Source organism: Goodfellowiella coeruleoviolacea (assembly GCF_024171785.1).
GTDB classification, from domain to species: Bacteria; Actinomycetota; Actinomycetes; order Mycobacteriales; family Pseudonocardiaceae; genus Goodfellowiella; species Goodfellowiella coeruleoviolacea.
Map to the genome: position 1 here is coordinate 80,125 of NZ_JAMTCK010000011.1, position 21,878 is coordinate 102,002.

Here is a 21,878-nt window from a genome sequence, read left to right on the forward strand (position 1 = left end):
TTCGAGACGACTCAGTCACGCATTGAACATACCGCTCTGGTTATACAAACATCAAGGCATGTAAAAACGGTCAGCCGAAAGCTTTACCCCCGCATAACCCGCCGCAGGCTCGCCCGCAACTCGGACACCACCAGGTCCACGTCGTCGTCGGACAGCGACTGGTGCAGCGGCAGGTTCAGCGTCCGCTCGGCGGCGCGGTCCGCGCCCGGCAGCACGGCCGCCGACCGGTACAGCGGCACGCGGTGCAGCGGCGGGTAGCGGAACGTCGTGTAGATCCCCGCCCGGTACAGGTCGGCGGCCACCTCGTCGCGCACCCCCGGGTCCAGCTGCACCCAGTAGAAGTAGTGCGACGTGCGGTGGCCGGCCGGCAGGGGCGGTGGCGTCCGCAGGCCGGGCACGTCGGCGAGTGCCGCGTCGTAGCGGGCCACCACCTCGGCGCGGCGGGCGAGGAAGTCCGGCAGGCGCCGCAGCTGCACGCAGCCGATCGCGGCCAGCACGTCGTTCATCACCGAACGCCGGGAGAACGAGGACACCTCGATCTCCCACCACCGGTCCGCGGCGCGGGCGGCGCGCTGGTGGCCGCTGCGCTCCTCCAGTCCGAAGTAGACGAGCTTGGCGGCCCGGCGGGCCAGGTCGGGATCGCGGGTGTAGAGCATGCCGCCGTCCACGGCGACGGCGATCTTGCCGTGGTCGAAGCTCCACACGCCGAAGTCGCCGAACACCCCGCACGCGCGGCCGTGCACCGACGAGGCCACGGCGTTGGCGGCGTCCTCGACCAGCAGCACCCCGCGTTCCGCGCACAGCCGGGCGATCTCGGCGATGTCGCCCGGGTAGCCGCCGTAGTGCAGCAGCAGGACCGCCCGGGTGGCCGGGGTGAGCGCGCGCTCGACGTCGGCGACGGTGGGGTTGAGGCCGTGCGGGTCCACGTCGCAGAACACCGGTCGGGCACCGTGCGCGGCGATGGCGTTGGCCGCGCCGACGAAGCTCACGGTCGGGATGACGACGTCGTCACCGGGACCGACCCCGGCCAGGGTCATGGCGGTGAAGGTGGCTTCGGTGCACGAGTTGGTCGAGGTCAGCTGCTCGCGGCCGACACCGAGGTGGGCGGCGAAGGCGGCCTCGAACGCGTCCACCCGGCTGCCCCTGCCGATCCAGCCGGTGGCGAAGACCTCGCGGACCGCGGCCAGTTCCTCCTCCCCCAGCGACGGCTGAAACACGTTGATCACCACGCCACCTCCGATATGCTTGAATAACAAATAGTATCGGTATTCGGTTCGACGTCCACCCGGGAGGCGACGAGCACATGCGCGCCCTGTTCTGCTCGACCGACGGCGTGAGCCACCTGTTCCCCCTGGTCCCGCTGGCGTGGGCGATGCGCGCCGCCGGCCACGAGGTGCTGGTCACCTTCGCCGAGCACACCGACCAGGCCGTCGCGTCGGGCCTGCACATCGTCGACGTCGCACCGGGCTTCGACGGCATGGCGATCTTCAACAAGACGCTGGAGGACAACCCCGAGTTCGCCCAGATGTGGTGGAACGAGACACTCGGCGACGACCCGTCCCGCTTCGCCCTCATGCCCGCCGAGCTGAACCGCCCGTTCTTCGAGCGCACGTTCGCGCTGGTCGAGCAGTGGCGGCCGGACGTGGTGGTGTACGAGCAGACGGCCGCGTACGGCCTGATCGTGGCGAGCAAGCTGGGCGTGCCCGCCGTCCAGCGCAACCTCGGCATCGTGCGCACCGGCGGCCTGCACCGGGCCATCGCCGCCCTGCTGCCGGACGTGTTCGAGCGGTACGGCGTGCCCGCGCTCGCCGATCCCGCGCTGGTGCTGGAAACCGTGCCGCCGAGCATGTTCCCGTTCGAGCGGCCGGAGGGCGAGTTCGTGCGCGACGTCGTGTTCACCGGCGGCGCGGTGCTCGGCGACCGCCTGCCCGAGCGCGGCGACCGCCCGCGCATCGCCGTCACCCTGGGCACGAACCGGCCGGGCACGGACGGCCTCGGCCCGCTCAAGGGACTGCTCGCCTCCTCGTCGGCGCTGGACGCCGAACTCGTGCTGGCGCTCGGCGAGACCGACCTGACCCCGCTCGGCGAGCTGCCCGCCAACGTCCGCGCGGTCGGCTGGACCCCGCTGGAGCCGCTGTTCCGCACCTGCGACGGCGTGGTGCACCACGGCGGCGGCACCACGACCATGGCCGCCATCGACGCGGGCATCCCGCAGGTGGTCGGCGTGAACCCGCTCTACCCCGGCAACGAGACGCTCGCGCCGGCCGTGCGCAAGGCGGGCATCGGCATCGTGGCCGACGAGCAGTCCATCGACGGCGACGTGCTCAACCAGATGCTGCACGACGAGTCGCTGCGCGCCAACACCGCCGCCGTCCAGGAGGAGCTGGCGTCGCTGCCCGGCCCGGCGGAGCTGGTGCGCCGCCTGGAGGACCTGGCGCGCTGACCGGTCGGCCGCGCCACCGCGGTGGCGCGGCCGGTGGTGCGCCGGGCGTCAGTCCTCCGGCGGGTCCAGCCAGAGGTTGGTCATGTCGAAGAACTCGATCTGCGGCACGTGCACGGCGTTGCGCACCCGCTTGCCGTGGTACCGCGACGTCATGGCGGCGAAGTTCAGGATCGGCACGATCGGCAGGTCGCGCATCACCTCGACGTCGACCTGGTGCCACAGCTGCTCGGCCGCTGCCGGGTCGGGCTCCTGCAGCGCCTGTTCGATCAGCGCGTCCACCACCGGGCTGCTGTAGCCGCCGTAGTTGGTCGTGCCCTGCACGTCGTTGGTCTGGAACAGCGGCTGCACGATCACCCGGCCGTTGTTGCCGAACCAGTCCGGTGTGAAGCCCGGTTCGGCGATGTCCCACTCGCCGCGCCGGCCGGCCTCCGGGTCGGACAGCACCGAGCCGTAGTACTCGGCCTGGCTGTACTTGCGCCACTCCAGCGCGATGCCGATCTTCGCCAGGTCGGCGGCCACCGACTCCATCACCTTGAGGTGGATGCCGATGTCGCGCACGGCCGCGATGAGCGTGAGCCCGTCGCCGTAGCCGGCCTCCACCAGCAACCGCCGAGCCGTGGCCGGATCGCCTCGGTCGTCGGGCGTCGGGTAGGGGTTGAAGTCCCGGTGGCCGATGCTGCCCACCGGGATCACCGAGCGCAACGGCGTGTTCGGTGCGTCCAGGTCGTCGAGGATCTCCCCGATCGCGACCTTGTTGACCGCGTGGGCGATGGCCTTGCGCACGCCCAGCTTGCCCACTGCGCCGTCCTGGTTGGGGCTGCGCAGGTTGAACACCAGGTAGGGGTTGAGCGCGAAGCCCGGGTAGCTGCGCGGAGCCGCGTCCTGCCCCGCCTTGGGCCGTGCCCAGGACACCGCCGTGTACGACCACGCGAGGTCGATCTCGCCCCGGTCCATCTTCTGCTGCGTCACGGCCACCGGCTCGTTGCCGACCCTGATGTCGATCCGCTCCACGTACTGGTTGCGGATCGGGTCGGTCTCCTTGCGCCACTCCGGATTGCGCTCCAGCAGGATCTTCAGCCCGTTGTCGGCGTACTCGGCGAGCCGGTAGGGCGCGCAGGACAGCGTGTTGCGGCGGAACTCCGCGCTGTCCGGCAGGTACGCGTCGTACTCCTCGGGCGCGGGGCTGGTGAAACCGGTGGCGAGGATGTTCAGGAAGTCGTTGGCCGGCTGGCGGAGCCGGAACACCAGCGTCTTGTCGTCGGCCGCCCGCAGGCCCGCGATGTCGTGCGTGTTCTGGAACTCCGCCAGCGCCGCCGGCGTTGGCTCGCGGCCCTCGAACGCGGTGCGGTAGGCGTCGCAGTACTCGCGGAAACCCACGATCGTGCTGGTGAAGTAGTGCAGGGCCCCCGCGCCGGAGACCGGGTTGGGCAGCCGCTTCAGGCCGCGGATCACGTCGTGCGCGGTCACCTCGCGCGGCGGTGTCGAGTTCCACCGCACACCCTCGCGGAGCCGGATCGTGTAGGTCCGCCGGTCGGCGCTGATGCCGCCGTTCTCCTCGGTGGGCACCTCGGCGGCGAGGTCCGGCGCGGGCGTGAACGCCGCCGTCGGGTCGGACAGGTCGGCGGATGCCGGGTAGGCGAACAGCTGCCGGGACAGCGCGCGCAGGATCTGCGCGGACGTGGCGTAGTAGGCGCTCGCCGTGTCGATGTGGTCGACCCCGCCGGGGCCCACGAGTCGCAAGGTCCCGCCGTATCGGGGGGTACTGGACATCCTCTTGTCGACCTCCTCCAGCCGCGTGGCGATCAGAGCGCGGAGCCGGGCCCCGTACGGCCGACTGTAGTGGAGCACCACCGCCAGGCGCTATACGATAGTGAAGTGATACGCCTATTGATGGGCTTTTAGCGGGCAGCGAATACTGAATCCTGTAGTGGACAGCGGTTGGGCGGTGGCCCGGCCGAGGAGAGGGGCAGTCCCGTGGAGACCAGCGCTCACGACACCGAGTCCGCCGTCGTCCGGATGGCCCGCGCGAACACCGCGGCGCGGTCGGCCGACACCGTCCTGCCCGCGTCGCTGCTGGAGACCATCCCGTCCGGGCCGCTGGAGGTGCGGGAGAACTGGGAACGCGTGCGCTCGCTGTTCACCATCGACCCCGAGATGGTCCACCTCAACGTCGGCACCATCGGCTCGGTGCCCAAGCCCGTGCTCGACCTGCTGCGCACCACCGACGCGGACTACGCGCGCACCCCGCGTGACCCGTACCCGCCCACCACGTTCGCCGAGGCCCGCGCCGCGCTCGCCGCCGCCTACGGGTGCGACCCGGACGAGCTGGCCATCACCCAGGGCGCGGCCGACGGCAACGCGCGCATCCTCAACGGGCTCGACCTCGGCGAGGGCGACGAGGTCATCACCACGACCCACGACTGCTACACCGCGCAGGCCCCGCTGAACATCCTGCACAACCGGCGCGGCGTCGTGGTCACCAAGCTCACCCCGCCCCTCGGCCCGGACCAGTCCGCCGAGGACATCGTGCGGATGTTCGCCGAGGCCATCACACCCCGCACCAAGGTGCTCCAGTGGGCGGGCGTCACGTTCACGGTCGGCACCACCATGCCCACGCGGATGCTCGCCGAACTGGCCCACGAGCACGGGCTGATCACCATGGTCGACGGCGCGCACCTGCCCGGCCAGTTCGACTTCAACCTGCACGAGTTGGGCGTCGACTTCCTCAGCGGGTCCGGGGCGAAGTACCAGTGCGGCCCGATGGGCACCGGCATCGTCTACGCCCGCAACAAGGTGCTGCCCGAGCACAACCCGCTGCCGCTGCCGACGTTCTGGCCGGTGATCACGCTGTGGTACCCGATCGACGGGGAACTGCCGCCGCGCACCACCACCCGGGAGCCGACCTACGACATCGGCACCTACCTGCAGAAGACCGGTTCGGCCGACCTGTCGCGCGGCCCGGCGCTGCAGGCGGTGTCGGAGATCTGGGACCGGATCGGGCGGGCGAACATCCAGCGGTACGTGTGGGGCCTGTGCTCCTACCTCAAGGAGCGGATCGTGGACCACTGGGGCCGCGACTCGCTGTTCAGCCCGCTGGACGACGAGCGCCTGCACAGCGGGATGGTCGCGTTCCAACCGTTCGCCGACCCGGCCCACGCCGTGGACGTCGCGAAGTTCTTCGAGTTCGAGAACCGCATGGAGCAGCAGCACGGCGTGAACCTGCGCTTCACGTTCTTCCCGGTCCGCGACGTCGAGGGGGAGCGGTTCGCGGTGCGCCTGGCCCCGCACCTCTACAACTCCGTGGCGGAGCTGGACCACGCCGTGGACGCGATGATCAAGGTCTGCGCGGAGCTGTCCCGGTAGCACTCGGTTGCGCCGGTCGCGCCGCACCGGCACGAACGCCCGGCGGCACGAGCAAGACCGCCCGACTCGACGAAGTACCGCCGGGAGGCGGCCGCGGCCTGAACGGCGAGGAACACGTCCGAAGGTCAGGTCACCAGGGCACGACCCCGTTGTCGTCGAACAGCTGGCCGGTGCGGCCGTCGTCGGGCAGGGTCGCCAGCCGGATGGCGATCGCCGCGCCCTGCTCGGCGGTCCGGATCCCGGTGACGCCGGTGAGGTCGGTGCGTGCGGTTGCCGACCTGGTCCGCGTCACGACACGGCTTTGACCTCCGCCCGTGGTCGGCCACCCCACGACAGCCCCGATCAAGCAACGCACGTCGATCACCCGGCCACGGCGGCGAGCCGAACCACTAGCCGCCCGGTGTCGGGTCCGCCGCGCTGAGCGGGCCGGACACCGGCGCGAGCGCACCGCCCGGGAACCACCTGGCACCGTCGTGGTTGTGGCCCGTGGTGCTCAGCTGCATGGTGACCACGGACGCGGCGTACAGGCGCAGCGGTCCGGGACCCGGGCCGCCGCGCCACGCCGCGTACCCGGCCGGCGTGGCCGTCGCCTCGGGCACCCGGTCGCGCAGCGCGGACACGTATGCCAGGGCGGCCGGTTCCTGTGGGTTCTCCCGCAGCGGGATCACCGCGGCGGCGGGGATCGCCAGCAGCGGCGCGGTGAGCAGCCACGGGGCCAGGTAGCTGCCCTCGCCGGGCAGCCTGCCCTCGGCGACGTCGCGCAGCGCCCGGTCCGCCTCCGCCCAGCCCGAGACCACCACCACGGGGCCGTGGCCCTCGCTCATCCCGTTGCGGCGCAACGACTCCCGCACCACCTCGCCGGCGGCCACCGACCGCGGCGAGGTGTCAGCGACGAGCGTGGCACTGCGGTGTCCCCGGCGCGCCAGGAACCCCACCGCCGCGCGCAACGCCTCGGCGTCGGAGTCGGCGAGGTCGTCGGCGGGGCAGCTCGTCCCGGTCGGCCGGCCCGCGAGCAGCGCGCCCAGTGCCGCGTCCGCGCACTCCGGACCGTCCGCTGTGGACATGTCCAGAGTGGACGGTGGGGTGCCGCGGCTCGAACCGGTGTCCACCGGGAGCGACACCACGTCCTCGCCGCGGCGCAGCCACAGCGAACCGCGGCCCTCGGGCAACGCGACCAGTGCCCACCGTCCGGTCGTGCCCGGCCGCGGCGCGGTGTCGGTGAGCGCGGCGGGATCAGTTCCCACGGCGATGCCGTCGGCGGACACCCGGACCAGGTTCCAGCCCGGCCGATGTGGTGCCAGCAGCACCTGTGCCGCCGTTTCCCCGAACACCACGTCCCGCAGCCACGGCAGCCCCGCCACCGGGCGCCGGGGATCGACGGCGGTCAGCTGTGCCGCGCCGGCGAGCACCACCACCGCCACCACCACCGCCGTGCCGTGCACCGGCAGAGCCCGGCGCGGGCGCGCGGCGGCGAACCACGCCAGCGCCGCCACCCCGGTGAGCAGGGCGGCCCGGTCGAACACGAGCCGCTGCGCCGCGTCGCCGAACCAGGCCACCCCGCACTCGGCCCCGGCCACGGCGGTGGCGGCCACCCCGACCGCGGCGGCGAAGCGCCAGCCCACCGCCGCGACCACGACGGCGGCCAGCGCCAGCCCCAGGGGCACCACCACCGAGACGGGGGCCGGGGGCCGTTCGGCGAGCACGGCCAGTGCCGACTCGCCCACCACGACCGCCACCCCGGCCGTCGCCACCACCACGCGCGCCGCCCGCCCCGGGGCGGCCACCGGCCGCAGCAGGGCCGCCCCGGTGAGCACGACCAGCGCGGCGAGCACGAGCAGCCGCAGCCAGGTGGCCCAGCCGGGCCCGGCGGGCGCGGCCAGCGGGTGCCCGTGCGGGGCGAGCACGGCCAGCAGACCGCCGCTCATCGCGAAACCCACCGGCCGCACCCGCGCGCTGACCGGCCCCGGCCCCGCCGCGTGGCGGCGCGGACCGGGCGGACGCGCCCGCGCCCCGCCGTCACCTCACGTCCGCGTCAGCCACGGCGAACAGCACGCCGTGCGGGCGCGCGCCGCCGCGCGGGCCGTGCGGCCAGTTCTCCCGGTCGAAGTTCACGCACGGGGACTTGTCGTTCTCGTCGCGGAACGACTCGTCCAGCGCCAGCCCGCGCCGACCGTCGAAGTCGATCACGCACACCCGGTGGTCGCCGTCGATACCGGTCTGCGCGACGAAGTAGTTGGCCGTGGCCAGGCGCTTGATCTCGGTGGTCTCGCGGTAGCGGCCGTCCCAGCCGCGGGCGAAGTTGTCCATCGCACCCCAGTGCGGGCCGACCGCGACCCGGCCCTGCGGCCCGCCCACACCGCCCTTGATCGGCAGCACGTCGACCAGTGCCGGGCAGTCCGGCTCGACACCGCCGCCGGTCACCTCCTCCGGGGAGTCGATGCGGCAGCGCGGGTCGTTGCCGGACGCGAGCAGCGCGCGGATGTCCAGCACGTACACCATGCCGCTGTTCTGCTCCGGGGTGAGGCGGGGGTCCGAGCCCATGACGGCGTTGAACAGGTACCGGTCGTCCGGGCTGGTCTGCAGCCAGCTGCCCCCGCTGAGCTGGCCGCTGAGCACACCGCTCGGGTCGAACTCCCGGTAGGCGGCGGTGTTGTCGAAGACCTGCCGCCACTGCGGATCGGGGCTGGTGATGTCGGGCGTGTAGTAGATCGCGCCGCCGGCCATGGTGCCCGCGAAGGCACCCCGGTGGTCCCGGCGGTTGGTCACGGTGGTCTCCATGACCATCTGGTTCTCCTCGAACACCGCCTCGTCCTGGCGCGGACCGGCGGGCAGCGCGGTCACCGACACCAGCTTGGGGTTGTCGCGGTCGGCGATGTCGAAGATCCGCACGGTGGTCCGCAGCAGCGTCGGGTCGAGCTGCACGGTGTCCGGGTCGAGGTAGTTGCGCACCTCGGCGAAGTCGCTGACCAGCAGCCGGTTCAGGTCCTCCCTGGCCTGGATGCCGTGCGGGTTGGCGCAGCTGGGCTTGGGCAGCGGCGGCACGTTCCCGCACAGCTCGGGCATTTCGGCGTCCTCGGCCGAGGCGGGCGTCTCGCTGAGGGTCCTGCCGTCCTCACCGATCCGCACGATCCCCCCGGGCGACCCGGCGAAGCCGTTGCCGACGCGCGTCTCGCCGTTGCTGTAGGTGCAGGGGCCGGAGACGTCCGGGCCACCCATGTAGGACCCGTAGGCCGTGCCGTCGCGCAGCACCCAGTAGGCGTCGGGGATGGAGGCGCACGGCGTGTCCGCGCCCAGGTTGATGCCGGCCAGGCGGACCTCCGGCAGCTTGGACACGTCCAGCACGAACGTGGTGTCGCTGAACATCGCGCCCGCGTAGACGCGGTCACCGGCGTGCCAGATGTACTGCATGTGGTGCGGCTCGCTGCCCACCTGCGGGCTGAGCACGGCGGTGTTGACGACCCTGCCGTAGCTGCGCGAGCCCTTGGTGGCGTCGATGACGGCGAGGAAGTCCGGGTCGTCGCCCTGACCGCCGTCCGCGTCGCCCGCCCAGGCGAGCAGCCACTCCCGGGGACGGTGTCGGTCGGGCAACGGGACCAGGTGGTTGGTCGCCCGGTAGACCTTGCCGTCCGAGCCGACCACGGTGGACGTGGTCACCTCGGCGTGGGCGGAGCCGGTCGGGACGGCGGCGGTGAGCATCCCGACCATCGCCAGCAACACGCCGGCCACGGCCGACGCCCTCCTGACCCACGGTCCGGTCGATGCGGATCCACGCATGGGCTCTCCCCGGGTAGCCGCGATTTTTACTTTAAAAAATGCTATCGACTGGGGTTGCGCTGGGGCAACCCGACCAGGCACCCTCCCAGCAGATGGACGCCGACCCGACCGGGCGAACCGTCCATAACTTGCCAGGCATACACGAGGGAAGTATTGTTCGCGACATGGCCGCCGTGTTCGCCGTACTGGCCGATCCGGCCCGTCGGCGCATCGTCGAGCTGCTGCTCGAACGACCCCGGCCGGTCGGGGAACTGGTCGAGCAGCTGGGCATCTCCCAGCCCGGGACGTCCAAGCACCTCAAGGTGCTGCGCGACGCCGGAATCGTGCGCGCGCGCAAGGACGCCCAGCGCCGCGTCTACGAGCTGCGCCCGGAGCCCCTGATGGAACTCGACCGCTGGCTCAAGCCCTACCGCAGGCTGTGGGCCACGGGGCTGGACAACCTGGAGCGCTACCTCGACACCATGCCCGACTGAGGGCCGGGTCCCACCGTGGTGGGGCGCCGGGGTGTCACCGCACGGCCAGCCCGTACAGGCACGCCACCAGGCTCCGCGCCTGGATGTTCACGTAGTGGCTGTGCCGCAGCAGGTCCACGAACTGGTGCAGCGCCACCCAGCGGTGCCTCGGTGTCTCCGCGCCGTCCGGCGCGTCGACCTCGACCACCACGTGCCGGGTCCGCGCGTGGTAGAACCGGCCGCCCTCCTCGGACTGCGTGACCGCCAGGCGCACCCGCTCGGGTCGCGCGCCCAGCACCGCGTCCAGGTAGCGGGGCCGGGCGCGGGCGGGCAGGTGCCGGTAGTTGGCTGGCGTGCACTGCACGGTCGGCGCGAGTTCCACCACGTCCGCGCAGCCGGCCTCGGCGCGGGCGTGCACCAGCGCGTGCAGCACGCCGCCGATGCGGGTGACCAGGAACGCGGCCAGCCCCAGCCCGCACGGCCGGATCATGGGCTGCGCCCAGTGCGCCACCTCGCGGTCCGGCGCGTGCACGGCCACGCCCACCACGTCGAAGAACGCCCCGGTGCGGTGCGAGACGCGGTCGGGGTGGTGCCGCCAGTCCGACAGCCCGGCCAGCGGCCGGGGCGCGGTGCGCAGGTCGACGCGGGTGCGGATCTCGCTGATCCAGCGCAGCAGCTCGCCGGTGGTGTGCGCGCTGCCAGCGCCCGGCTCGCAGGAGCGGGCCAGGGCGGCGCGGAACCCGTCACCGCGACCGCCGCCGTCGCCGGCGAGCGCCGCCGCGATCCCCTCACCCGCGAACGGCAGGCAGGCCAGCACCGTGCGGGCGTCCATGTTGACCGCGTTGTCCCTGGCCAGCATCTGGTGCACCTCGCCGAGGGTGAACCAGCGGAACCCGTCGAGCACCGGCAGGTCCTCGTCCACCTCGACCACGACGTTGCGGTTGCGCTTGCGGTAGAACCAGGCGCCCTGCTCCGAGTGGCGCACGTCCACCAGCACGCGCTCCCCCGGCACGTCCAGGAAGTGACTGAGGTAGGGCACGGAGCGGCCGCGGTGCACACCGGTGTAGTTGCTGCGGGTGGCCTGCACGGTCGGGGAGAGCTGCACGCCGTTGACGTTGCCCGGCTCGACCTTGGCCTGCATCAGCAGGTGCGGCACGCCGCCGAACTCGCGGACCAGGATGCCCAGCACGCCCACCTCGGGCTGGTGGATGATCGGCTGGTTCCAGTGCGAGACCTCCTGGTCGGGCACGGTGACCTCGATGCCACGCACGGCGAAGAACCGGCCGCTGTCGTGTGCGAGATCGCCGGTCCGCGGGTCGGTGTGCCAGCCGGTCAGGCCGTCCAGCGGCACGTGGCGGACGGCGAGGTCCGCGGCGGCGGACCGGTCGGCGAACCACCGGTCCGCGTCCGGGCCGACCAGGGCCCGCCGGGTCAGCGCCGACCGGGCCAGGCGCGCGGGCGCGGCCACCTCCCGGGCCGCCACCGCGGTGGCCCTGGGCACGCCCGTCACAGCCATGCCCACAGTTTACTATCAGAACAGGTTGCAGACTGTGCGTCCGGAGCGGTCAGGTCAACCCGAGCATGCGGGTGCAGCGCTCGGCGGCCGCCGGCGACCCGCTGATCTTCACCGCCCCGGCGGCGATCGCCTGGAGCGGCGACAGCAGCCGCGCGCCGATCCGCACGAACGTGTCCGTGTCGCACTCCACCGCCAGATCCGGCGCGGGCACCGGGCCGCGCCCGAACGACACCGCGCCCGCGGTGACCGAGATGCTGAACACCTGGTCGGCCACGCGGAACTCGTAGACCTCGTCCACGTCCGGCACGCGGTCCTCCCGCACCATCGCCTGCACGGCCAGGAACCCCCACTTGGCCCGGGTCGCCCCGGACGAGTCGGCCTCGTCCAGGAACCGCAGGCCCCAGCGGGCCAGCGCCAGCACCGGCCCGCTCAGCTCCTCCCCCAGCTCGGTCAGCGCGTACTGGCGGGCCCGGCCGTCGCCCGGCACCGGCTGCTGCACCACCACACCCCGCTCCACCAGCGCGCGCAGCCGCTCGGTGAGCAGGTTCGGCCCGATGCCCGGCAGGTTCTCGATCAGCTCGGTGAACCGCGTCGGCCCGATCAGCAGTTCCCGGACGATCAGCAGCGTCCACCGCTCGCCGATCACGTTCAGCGCGCCCGCCAGGCCGCAGAACTGGCCGTAGTCGCGTTTGGACGACACCACAGACCCACCTCGCTTCCGGCTGGCCCATGGTAGTCGCGGGCGCGCTCACGGCGTGGGCACGGTGGACGCCGCCCGCGCGGCAGCGGCGAGGTGGCTGGGTGTGGTCCCGCAGCAGCCGCCGAGCACGGACGCGCCGAACTCGGCGCGCCAGCGCGCCGCGAGTGCCGCGAAGTCCCCGGGCTCGACGCCGGCCGGGACGTGCTGGTCGACGTGGCCGCGCTCGGGCAGTCCGGTGCGGTCCTCCACGTTGGGGTACGCGCCGAACGGCACACCGCAGGCGCCACCCAGCGCGGTCAGGCACGCCTCGACGTCCTCCGGGCGGGTGCAGTTGACCAGCACCGCCGCCGCGCCCTCGGCCGTCACCGCCCGCGCCGCCTCGACCAGCGGCTCCCCGGACAGCAGCCGCGCGTGCGGCCCGCAGACGAACGACACCCAGGTCGGCGCGCCCGCGGCCACCGCCTCGGCCACGGCGATCCGCGCCTCGCGCACCGTGTTCATGGTCTCCACCAGCACCAGGTCCACGCCCGCCCGCAGCAGTTCCACGGCCAGCCACCGGTGCTCGGTGCGCAGCTCCTCGTCCGGCGGCACCAGGTCCGGCCGGTAGCAGTCCTCCACCGGGGCGACCGACCCGGCCACCCGCACCCGCCCGCCGGACGCGTTGCGCACCGCCGTGGCCACGCCCACCGCCGCGTGCACCATCCACGCCAGGCCCGCGTCCGCCAGCCCGGCGCGGGTCAGCGCCCGCAGGTTGCAGCGGAAGGTGTTGGCGGTGATCACGTCGGCGCCGGCGGCCACGTACTCCTCGTGCACGGCCCGCAGCACGTCCCGCTTCTGGCCGGTGAGCACGGCCCGCGTGGTCCACCACGGCGCGGCCACCGGGATGCCGCGCCGCTGGAGTTCGGTCGCCACCGCGCCGTCGAGCAGGGTCAGCTCCGCCATGCCAGTCCTCCGCGCTGTGTCGTCACGTCGCGCTCGGCGTCAGCTCGCGCCCAGCGCCCGCCTCAGGTCGTCGAGCAGGTCCTCGGGGTCCTCGATGCCCACCGACACGCGCACCAGGTCGTCGGTGATGCCCAGCCGGGCGCGCACCGGCGGCGGCACCGGCCGGTGCGTGGTCGCCGCCGGGCACCCGGCGAGCGAGCGCACCCCGCCCAGGCTCACCGCGTTGGCGAACAGCCGCAGGCGGCGCAGCAACGCGGTCACCTCGCCCCGGTACCGGAACGACACCAGGGACCCGAAGCCGGTCATCTGGCGGGCGGCGACCGCGTGCCCGGGATGCGTGGGCAGCCCCGGGTAGCGCACCTCGGCCACGGCCGGCGCCGCGGACAGCTCCGCCACCAGCCTGCCGGTGGTGGCCACCTGCCGCTCGGTGCGCAGCGACAGCGTCTTCAGGCCGCGGTGCACCAGGAAGCAGTCGAACGGGCCGGGCACGCTGCCGACCGCCGTGCGGTGCGCGGTGAACGCCTCGTGCAGGTCCTCCCGGTCGTGCACGAGCGCGCCACCCAGCACATCCAGGTGCCCGGCGATCGACTTGGTGGTGCTGTAGAGCGTCACGTCCGCCCCGAACCGCAGCGGCCGCTGCAGCACCGGACCGGCGAGCGTGTTGTCCACCAGCACCACCGCGCCCGCCTCGTGCGCGCGCCGGCTCACGTGAGCCAGGTCCACCACCTTGAGCAGCGGGTTGGTCGGCGTCTCCACCCACACCAGCGCGCCCTCGGCCGCCCCGTCGGCGAACACCCGGTCCACCACCTCGGGGTCGGCCAGGTCCACGTACCGGACCGCCACGTCCCGGTCCCGCAGCGTGGCCATCAGCGAGTGCGTGCCGCCGTAGACGTCGTCGGCGACGATCACCAGCCGCCGGGCGAGCACGGCCAGCGCCGTGGCCCCGGCGGCCTGCCCGGAGGAGAACACGGACGCGAACCGCACGTCCTCCAGGGAGGCGAGGACCCGCTCCAGGCTCTCCCGCGTCGGGTTCTCACCCCGGGCGTAGAACCAGCGCGGCGGGTCCTGCGCGTCCCGCTCGTAGGTGCTGGCCAGGTGCAGTGGCGGGACCACGTCGCCGGTGCCGGCGGCCGGCTCCTGGCCCACGTGCACCAGCCTGGTGTCGAACCTCATGCCACACCGCGAACCAGCAGGCACCGCGACGGCAGGCGCACCTCGCCGTCGTCGGCGCGGAACGGGTCGACCGCCTCGGCCAGCGCGTGGCGCACCGACGGGTGCCGCTCGTCGCCGAACCGCTCCCGCAGCAGGCCGCGCAGCCTCGGCGGCAGCACGTCGAGCGTGAAACCCGCGAACGCGTCCGGGCCGGTGAGCCGGAAGTCCACGACCAGTTCGGTCACGGCCACCTCCCGGAACCCGGCGGCGGCCACCTCGGCGCGCAGCCCGGCGGGGTCGGCCATCGCGAACGGGCCCGGCCCCGGCGGTGGCGGGTCGAGGGCCAGCAGCCGGGACAGCGCGCCGAACCCGAGGGCGATCATCGGCACCTCGGCTGGCGGGCCCCACACGGCGGCGGCCAGCACACCGCCGGGCCGCAGCGCCGAGCGCAGCGCGGCCAGCACCGCGGCGCGGTCGCCCGCGAACGGCAGGGCCCAGCGGCTGAGCACCACGTCGTGTCCGCCGGGCACCACCTCGGTGCCCCCCACCAGGAACCGCACACCCGGCCGCCCGGCCGCGCGCTGGCGCGCCAGGGCCACCATGCGCGGCGACAGGTCGACGCCCACCACCGCGCCGGTCGGGCCCACCGCGTCGGCGGCGCTCAGCGCGGGCTCCCCCAGGCCGGTGCCGAAGTCCAGCACCGACCGGCCCGGCCGCACCCCGCCCAGCCGCAGCAGTTCGGCGGACACCGCGCCCGCCGCCCGCTCGAACTCGCCGGTCCAGGCCAGCCAGCCCGCGCTCACCGCGTCCCAGGTGGCGGTCTGCTCGGCGCGGATCCGGTCCACGTCGCTCGTCGTGGTCACGGGCGGTCCCTCCGGTCACAGGAAACGGGTGGTGGGGTGTTCGGTGGTCCAGAACCCGGGCCGCACCGAGTCGAGCGCGGCCACCAGCGCGTCCACATCGGACGGTGTGGTGTAGACGGCGAACGACGCGCGGACCGTGCCGACCAGGCCGAGGCTGTCCAGGAAGGTGCTGGCGCAGTGCACCCCGCAGCGCACCGCGATGCCCCGCTCGTCCAGGTGCCCGCCCACGTCGTAGGGGTGGATGCCGTCCACGACGAACGACACGATGCCGCTGGGCGTCCGCTCGGGCGCGCCGATGACGCGCACACCGGGCCGTTCGGACAGCCGCCGCACCGCGTACCGGACCAGGTGCTGGTCGTGGTCGCGCACCGCGTCCCAGCCCAGACCGTCCACATAGGCCAGTGCGGCGGCCAGGCCGACCGCGCCCGCCACGTTGGGGGTGCCCGCCTCCAGCCGGGCGGGCACCGGCACGTACCGCACCGGCTCGGTCGCGCTGACGCCCTTCACGGTGCCCCCGCCGACGCGGGGCGGGCGCAGTTCGGCGAGCAGCTCGCGCTTGCCGTACAGCACCCCCACCCCCATCGGGCCGTACACCTTGTGGGCGGAGAAGCAGTAGAAGTCGGCGTCCAGCGCGCGCACGTCCACCGGCCGGTGCGGCACGGCCTGCGCGCCGTCCACGACGACCAGCGCGCCGTGCCGGTGCGCGGCGGCGATCAGCTCGGCGACGGGGTTGACGGTGCCGAGCACGTTCGACACGTGGGACACCGCGACCAGTCGCACCCTGGGGCCGAGCAGGTCGGCGAACCCGGCCACGTCGACCCGGCCGTGCTCGTCCACGGGGGCGACCAGCAGCCGGGCATCGGTCTCCTCGGCGAGCCTGCGCCAGGGCAACAGGTTCGAGTTGTGCTCCATGCCACTGACCAGCACCGCGTCACCGGGGCCGAGCAGGCGGCGGCCGAGCCCGTCGGCGACCGCGTTCACCGAGTCGGTGGTGCCCGCGGTGAACACCACCTCGTCGGCGTGGCGCGCGCCCAGCGCGGCCCGCACGGCCTCGCGCGCCTGCTCGAACACGTCGGTGGAGCGGCGGCCCAGCTCGTGGTAGCCGCGGCCGACGTTGCTGTTGGTGGTGGTGTAGTAGCCGGTGATGGCGTCGAGCACGGCCCTGGGCTTGTGCGCGGTGGCCGCGTTGTCCAGGTAGGCGCCGGGGTGCTGGGCGAGGATGGGGAAGTCGGCCCGCACGGTGTCGGGCAGGCGGTGCCCGAGGACGTCCCGGTCGGCGGTGTGCGTCATCGGTGCTCCTCCTTGAACAGGCCCAGGAACCGGGCCACGTGGTGGGCGGGCAGCGGAAACACCTTCTGCTCCGGGTAGGGCCGCTGCTCCGGCGGCGTGTAGCCGGGCTCACCCCTGGCCGGCACGCGCCCGGCCACGCGCAGGTGCGGGCCGTAGAAGAACCAGCAGATCTGGCCGACCTGCTCGGTCAGCAGCACCGGGTGCACCCGTGCGGGATACATCGCCAGATGCGTGCGGACAGCCCGGAACTCACCGCGCGGCCCGAACGAGTGGCCGTGCATCACGTGGCCGAACACGTCGTGCACCACGCGGAAGACGTCGTTGTGGGTCAGCTCCACCCCGTGCTCGACCACGCCGGACGGTGTGCGCAGCGGGTGGAAGCCGGTGGGGCGACCGGGGCCGTGTCCGGCGGCGGTGAGGAAGACGTGCAGGACGCCGGACTCGCGGACCCGCCGGGCGAGGTCGCGGGAGTCCCGGTACGGCTGGCCTTCGTCGGACCACGGCCGCACCTCCAGTCCCGCGGCGCGGATCGCCCGGTACTGCGCCAGGTTCTCCTGCTTGAACAACTCATAGCGATCGGCGGTCTCGTCGTCCCACGCGAGTGCCGGCGCGCGGTCGAACAGGTCGGCGTGCTCCAGGCAGAACCGCTCGTCGAACGTGAGACGGAACCGCGGCAACGCCGTGATCTCCGTCGTGGAGAGGCGGGGATGAGCGGCCACATAGGACTGCGCAACGGCAACCAGGTCCGGTGTGACGCCGGGTTCGCAGCCCACGGTCCCTCCTGACGCCAGACGCAGGAAACAACCTGTTTTTCAAGCAAATAGTAGCATGGGTAGGCGCACGCGATCGGTCGGACCGGGACGCGACAGGGCCGCGCCGGTCAGCTGACCGGCGCGGCCCGTGGCGATGTCCGGGAGGTGGGCGGCGGGCTCAGCCGCGCAGTCGGCCCGCGTAGTCGTTGGCCGCGTACCAGTCGCCTCGGCCCTGCGGCAGCAGGTCCAGCACCTGCCAGACCGGGGAGTACAGGTCGATCCCGCGCTCGCGGTCCGCCTCGCTCCAGTCGGCGAACGCGGTGTAGCAGTGGCGCACGCCGTCGTCCTCGCGGCGCAGCACGGTCAGGCCCGGGCGCAGCGTGCCGTCCGGTCGGACCGCGCCCACGTCCCGGCCGAACGTCGTGCCACCCGCCGAGATCAGCCGCAGCCCGTCCCAGCCGCGCCGCCTGCCCCACGCCCGCAACTCCGCCACCGACGCCTCGGCCACCACCGCGAACGCCGTGTGCCTGGCCAGGTGGTGCGACACACCGTGCAGCCCGTCCACCCACATCGAGCACATCGGGCACGCCTCAGGCGCGCCCGGCGCGAACATCAGGTGGTAGACGACCAGCGTCCGGTGCTCGCCGAAGAGGTCGCGCAGGCTCCGGGTGACCTCCGGCTGGTCGAGACCGGGGTCGGCCGGGCCCTCCCGCAGCGCGTAGTCGTCGCGCAACAGGGCGCCCGGCGGCAGCGCGCGCCGCGCCTCGGCCACCGCCTCCAGCGCGTCGCGCAGGTCCTGCTCGGCCTGCCACAGCGCGGTGCGCGCCGCGCGGTACTCGTCGTCGGCGTTGTCGGGCCACAGGCCCACCGGGCTGCTCACCGCGGCTCACCTCCACGCGTCGCGTCGGACTCAGACCGCCGCCACGGGCGGGACCTGCCCGGCGTGGCGGGCCGGCATGCCCGTCTCCAGCCCGAGCACGTCGCAGCAGCGAACCACCGCGTCCATGTCACCCTCCAGCGCCAGCCGGCCGGTCACCATGGCGATCAGCGGCGTGAGGCGCCCCGCACCGATCTGCACGAACGTGGCCGCGTCGGTCCGCGCCACCATGGCGGGCGACTCGGCCGCGCCCTTCACCGCACTGGCCCGCCCGCCGGACACCGCGATGTGGAACACCTGGTCGTCCACGCGGAACTCGTAGCACTCGTCCACATCGGACACCTTGGACTGGTCGAGCATCGCCTCGACGGCGAGGAAGCCCCAGTGCGGCCGGACGGTGTCCTCCGGGCGGAGGTCGCCGACGAACTCCATGCCCCAGCGCGCCAGGCCCAGGACCAGCGGGCGCAGCTGCTCGCCGACCGGTGTCAGCGCGTAGGCCAGCTGCGCGCCGGTGCCCCGCACGTCGACCTGGTGCACCACGCCGCGCTCCACCAGGAACTTCAACCGCTCCGCCAGCAGGTTCGTGCCCAGGCCGGGCAGGTTCGCCAGGATGTCGCTGTATCGGGCGGGGCCCATCAGCAGCTCGCGAACGATCAGCAGCGTCCACCGCTCGCCCACCACGTCCAGAGCCGACGCGAGGCCGCAGTACTGCTGGTAGGTACGCCTGGTTGACATGGCTCGTCCCTCTCCGTTCACCTCCACTATTGTAACCTAAAGCGGTTCACCGGCACTCCGGCGCGGTTCACCGGCACCCGACTGTGCGTCAGCGACCGGCTGGGCGAGCCCCGAACAACCCCTTGACCAGCACGGGCTTTGCCATCTCCTGGAAGTCCACCTCGGGGTCGAGGTCCCGAATGGTTCCTTCGATCACGAGTAGCGACAACAGCGGGAAGATCAGCTCCGGCGCGGCGTGCACCCCGTGCCTGCGCTGCAGGTCGAACATCTCCGTGGCGAAGGCGACCAGGCTGAACTCCTTCGCGGACTGGCCGTGGCTGCGCTCGACCAACTCGGCCATGCGCGGCAGGAACCCCGCGACGTCCGCGCCGGGCGCGAGACCGGTGGAACTCTCCACCACGATCTCGGCGGCGCGGTCACCCCGACCTACGGCCATGTTCATGAAGAACTCGGCGAACAGGCGGCGCAGCCGGTCGGACAGCTGCACGCTGAACCCGGCGTCCAACACCACGACCTGGGCGGAGGTGGTGAAGTACAGGTTGCCGGGGTGCATGTCGCAGTGCACGAACCCGTCCACGAACAGCATCTGGTAGATCGCGGTCAACCCGGACCTGCCGAAGCGCTTGCGGGTGGCCGCCGAGCAGCGCTCGGCGGTGCCGGTCTCCAGTCCGTTGATGAACTCCATGACGATGCAGCGGGGTCGGGTCGCCTCGGTGAACACCTGCGGCACCCACACGCGCGGCACCGCGGCCAGGTTCGCCCGCAGCCGCCGCAGCGCGCTGGCCTCGCGGTCGAAGTCGAGCTGGTTGAGCACCGCGGCCGCCATGTGGTCCACCACCTCGGTGACCGGCACGCCGCGCAACACCGGCAGCTTGGCCAGCAGCGCCGCGCCGCGGCGCATCAGCAGCAGGTCGAGCGCCATCACCCGGTCCACGCCGGGCCGGCGCAGCTTGAGCGCGGCCTGCCGCCCGGACCGCAGCCGGGCCCGGTACACGCAGGCCACGCTGCCACTGGCCACCGGTGTCCGGTCCACCTCGCGGAACAGCTCGTCCAGTTCGTCGCCGAACGCCTCGGCCAGCGCCCGCTCGGTCTCGGCGTGGTCCATCGGCGGCACGTCGTCCTGGAGCACGCCCAGCTCCGCGCACAGGGCGGGCGGCAGCACGTCGCGGCGGGTGCCGAGCACCTGACCGGCCTTGACGAAGGTGGGCCCGAGCCGGATGAGCAGGGCGGTGGTGCGTCGGTACAGGTGGCGCAGCGCGGCCTGGCGGCCGGAGCGCGCGCCGTGCACCAGGCCGCCGACCAGGGTGGGCACCAGCGCGGCGAGCAGCACGGCGCCCACCCGCGCGGCGCGCAGCACCACCGCGGGGCGGGACAGGGCGATGCGGTCGGACATCGTGTGGCTCCCCGGAGTCAGGCTGCCCCGCTGATGCCGGGCACGGCGATGGCGCGCAGTTGGAAGGTGGTGTGGTCGCAGTACCAGATCCGGCTGCCGTCCCAGGTGACGCCGGTCGGGTTGCCCGCGACGTCGTAGCTGGCGACCTCGCGCCGCAGCGCGACGTCGACCAGGTTGATCGTGCCGGCCCGGTAGTCGGCGTAGACGACGTAGCGATCCGAGACGGTCACGCCGGCCACCGGCCGGGACACCGGGATGGAGTCGATCAGCTCGCCGCCGTCCACGCTGCGCAGGTCGAGCACGCGCAGGTCCTCGTAGCCGAACCAGACACCCTCGCGGGTGGCCTCCAGCCCGCACAGCAGGTTGCCGGGCCGGGGGTTGGGCACCTCGGCGACGGCCGCCCCGGTGTCGGGGTCGATCAGCCGCAGCGCCCGCTGGTCACCGACCACCTGCACCAGGTTGCCGGACAGGGTGGTCAGGTCGGTGCGCACGCCGGGGCAGGCGATGCGCCGCACGACGTTCCCGCTCACCGGGTCCAGGGCCATGATCTGGTTGGACACCGCCTCGGAGAACCAGAGGAACTCGCCCGACCACGTGAGCCCGCACAGCTTCAACGCGCGGACCGGGATGTCGCGGACGGTGCCGACGGACATGGGCATCAGGCGCTCCTTCGGCGGGAGAGGGCGCAGTCGAGCCGCCAGCCCAGCGGGTCGCGCACGGCGGCGGACCGGGACGGCGGGACCAGTTCGGCGACCACGTCCTCGCCGGGCAGCACCGGCGTGTGCCGGACCGGCCAGGTCCACACCGCCCAGTTGCAGCCGGGGTAGGACGGGAAGTTCGACAGCACCACGCCGTCGGCCAGCTCGGCGCTGAAGTGGCCCATCACGGCGTGCAGCTCGCCCGCCCGGTCGATGCGCAGCGACCGCGGCCCCCGGGGACGCCCGGACCGGCTCGCGCCGACCTCGCTGACCACCGCCGGGACGTGCGCGCTGAGCAGCACCGGCTCGCGCTGGAAGAAGTGCAGCTGGGCGGCTGGCGGGGCGGCGGCGCGCACCGCGCCGAGCCGGTAGCCGAGGTGGTCGTCCCGCCACACGCCCCAGCCCTCGCCGTCGAGCTGCACGGCGGTCAGGTGCGTGGTCAGCCGGCGCGGCACGATCCGGCCGCCGGGCGCGAGGTTGCGCCGGGCGAGCGCGCCGACCAGCTCGACCATCTCCTCCTCGGGCCCGAGGTTGCCCATCAGCTCGGCGACCACGACGTCGGCCCGGCGCGGCAGGCGCACCACGCGCGCGTCGCCCTGCACGACGGTGATCCGGTCGCGGAAGTCGTTGTCGGCGGCGATCCGCTCGGCCAGGGCGGCCATCTCGGGGTCGGCCTCGACGGCGTACACGTGGCCCGCGCCGTGCCGGAGCGCGAGCACCGACAGCACCAGCGTTCCCGCGCCCACGTCCACGACCACATCGCCCGGCCGGACGGTGCGCGCCAGGGCGCGGTCGTAGGCGTCCAGGCGGACGCGGTCGCCCAGCATCACCTGGTGCATGGCGAGCAGCCGGGAATCCATGTGGGGCGCTCTCCCCTCGGTCCGCCGGGCAGGCCGGTGGGTGCCGCCCGGCGAACCGGACAACACCC

19 protein-coding genes and 1 pseudogene are annotated in these 21,878 nt (G+C 73.4%); 3 read left to right on the plus strand and 17 right to left on the minus strand.

The window, feature by feature from the left end; all coding sequences use genetic code 11:
- Positions 1-83: 83 nt before the first annotated feature.
- Positions 84-1,226 (minus strand): DegT/DnrJ/EryC1/StrS family aminotransferase, encoded by a 1,143-nt coding sequence (locus LX83_RS23225; protein WP_253774864.1) that lies wholly within the window; start codon positions 1,224-1,226, stop codon positions 84-86.
- A 77-nt stretch (positions 1,227-1,303) separates the two neighbouring features.
- Between LX83_RS23225 and LX83_RS23230 the strand changes: the two genes are divergently transcribed.
- Positions 1,304-2,443 (plus strand): nucleotide disphospho-sugar-binding domain-containing protein, encoded by a 1,140-nt coding sequence (locus tag LX83_RS23230; protein ID WP_253774865.1) that lies wholly within the window; start codon positions 1,304-1,306, stop codon positions 2,441-2,443.
- A gap of 48 nt (positions 2,444-2,491) precedes the next feature.
- Here the strand turns inward: LX83_RS23230 and LX83_RS23235 are convergent, their stop codons facing one another.
- Positions 2,492-4,174, minus strand: a complete 1,683-nt coding sequence (locus tag LX83_RS23235) for an ABC transporter substrate-binding protein (RefSeq protein ID WP_253775191.1) — start codon at positions 4,172-4,174, stop codon at positions 2,492-2,494.
- Positions 4,175-4,417: 243 nt separating this feature from the next.
- On the opposite strand from LX83_RS23235, the gene LX83_RS23240 reads away from it, so the two are divergent.
- Positions 4,418-5,806, plus strand: a complete 1,389-nt coding sequence (locus LX83_RS23240; protein WP_253774867.1) for an aminotransferase class V-fold PLP-dependent enzyme — start codon at positions 4,418-4,420, stop codon at positions 5,804-5,806.
- Positions 5,807-5,936: 130 nt separating this feature from the next.
- On the opposite strand, the pseudogene LX83_RS23245 reads toward LX83_RS23240, so the two are convergent.
- The 3 genes and pseudogenes from LX83_RS23245 to LX83_RS23255 form a co-directional block, all read right to left on the minus strand.
- Positions 5,937-6,068, minus strand: a pseudogene (locus LX83_RS23245) (dehydrogenase); the annotation flags it as partial.
- 127 nt (positions 6,069-6,195) lie between these two features.
- Positions 6,196-7,743 (minus strand): DUF6239 family natural product biosynthesis protein, encoded by a 1,548-nt coding sequence (locus LX83_RS23250; RefSeq protein WP_253774869.1) that lies wholly within the window; start codon positions 7,741-7,743, stop codon positions 6,196-6,198.
- Positions 7,744-7,822: 79 nt separating this feature from the next.
- Entirely contained in the window at positions 7,823-9,580 is a 1,758-nt protein-coding gene (locus LX83_RS23255) for a hypothetical protein (protein WP_253774871.1), read from the minus strand.
- A gap of 164 nt (positions 9,581-9,744) precedes the next feature.
- On the opposite strand from LX83_RS23255, the gene LX83_RS23260 reads away from it, so the two are divergent.
- Positions 9,745-10,053 carry an ArsR/SmtB family transcription factor gene (locus LX83_RS23260; RefSeq protein ID WP_253774873.1) on the plus strand — a complete coding sequence of 103 codons (309 nt, stop codon included), beginning with the start codon at positions 9,745-9,747 and terminating at the stop codon, positions 10,051-10,053.
- 34 nt (positions 10,054-10,087) lie between these two features.
- Here LX83_RS23260 and LX83_RS23265 read toward each other — a convergent pair whose 3' ends face one another.
- The 12 genes from LX83_RS23265 to LX83_RS23320 all read right to left on the minus strand — a co-directional run bounded on the left by LX83_RS23265 (position 10,088) and on the right by LX83_RS23320 (position 21,810).
- Positions 10,088-11,548, minus strand: coding sequence for an NDP-hexose 2,3-dehydratase family protein (locus LX83_RS23265; protein WP_253774875.1), 1,461 nt, complete (start codon positions 11,546-11,548; stop codon positions 10,088-10,090).
- A 49-nt stretch (positions 11,549-11,597) separates the two neighbouring features.
- Positions 11,598-12,248 (minus strand): winged helix-turn-helix transcriptional regulator, encoded by a 651-nt coding sequence (locus tag LX83_RS23270; RefSeq protein WP_253774877.1) that lies wholly within the window; start codon positions 12,246-12,248, stop codon positions 11,598-11,600.
- Positions 12,249-12,296: 48 nt separating this feature from the next.
- Positions 12,297-13,190: a homocysteine S-methyltransferase family protein gene (locus tag LX83_RS23275; RefSeq protein WP_253774879.1), complete on the minus strand. Its 894-nt coding sequence runs from the start codon at positions 13,188-13,190 to the stop codon at positions 12,297-12,299.
- Between the two features lie 39 nt (positions 13,191-13,229).
- Complete coding sequence (locus tag LX83_RS23280) at positions 13,230-14,363, minus strand: trans-sulfuration enzyme family protein (protein ID WP_253774881.1); 1,134 nt, start codon at positions 14,361-14,363, stop codon at positions 13,230-13,232.
- Entirely contained in the window at positions 14,360-15,205 is an 846-nt protein-coding gene (locus LX83_RS23285; RefSeq protein WP_253774883.1) for a class I SAM-dependent methyltransferase, read from the minus strand. The genes LX83_RS23280 and LX83_RS23285 overlap by 4 nt, the downstream gene beginning before the upstream one ends.
- A gap of 15 nt (positions 15,206-15,220) precedes the next feature.
- A complete protein-coding gene (locus LX83_RS23290) occupies positions 15,221-16,495 on the minus strand; it encodes an aminotransferase class V-fold PLP-dependent enzyme (RefSeq protein WP_253774885.1) in 1,275 nt (424 codons plus the stop codon).
- The gene (locus LX83_RS23295) at positions 16,492-17,172 is read right to left on the minus strand and encodes a crotonobetainyl-CoA--carnitine CoA-transferase (RefSeq protein WP_253774887.1); all 681 of its coding nucleotides are present in this window, start codon (positions 17,170-17,172) and stop codon (positions 16,492-16,494) included. The genes LX83_RS23290 and LX83_RS23295 overlap by 4 nt, the downstream gene beginning before the upstream one ends.
- 253 nt (positions 17,173-17,425) lie before the next feature.
- Positions 17,426-18,127: a DUF899 family protein gene (locus LX83_RS23300; RefSeq protein WP_253774889.1), complete on the minus strand. Its 702-nt coding sequence runs from the start codon at positions 18,125-18,127 to the stop codon at positions 17,426-17,428.
- Between the two features lie 30 nt (positions 18,128-18,157).
- The gene (locus LX83_RS23305; protein ID WP_253774891.1) at positions 18,158-18,859 is read right to left on the minus strand and encodes a winged helix-turn-helix transcriptional regulator; all 702 of its coding nucleotides are present in this window, start codon (positions 18,857-18,859) and stop codon (positions 18,158-18,160) included.
- Positions 18,860-18,947: 88 nt separating this feature from the next.
- Positions 18,948-20,252 (minus strand): ABC1 kinase family protein, encoded by a 1,305-nt coding sequence (locus LX83_RS23310; RefSeq protein WP_253774893.1) that lies wholly within the window; start codon positions 20,250-20,252, stop codon positions 18,948-18,950.
- Positions 20,253-20,269: 17 nt separating this feature from the next.
- On the minus strand, positions 20,270-20,911 hold the full coding sequence (locus tag LX83_RS23315) for an NHL repeat-containing protein (RefSeq protein WP_253774894.1): 642 nt from the start codon (positions 20,909-20,911) through the stop codon (positions 20,270-20,272).
- Positions 20,911-21,810: a 50S ribosomal protein L11 methyltransferase gene (locus LX83_RS23320; RefSeq protein WP_253774896.1), complete on the minus strand. Its 900-nt coding sequence runs from the start codon at positions 21,808-21,810 to the stop codon at positions 20,911-20,913. Before LX83_RS23320 ends, LX83_RS23315 begins: the two co-directional genes overlap by 1 nt.
- Positions 21,811-21,878: the final 68 nt, after the last annotated feature.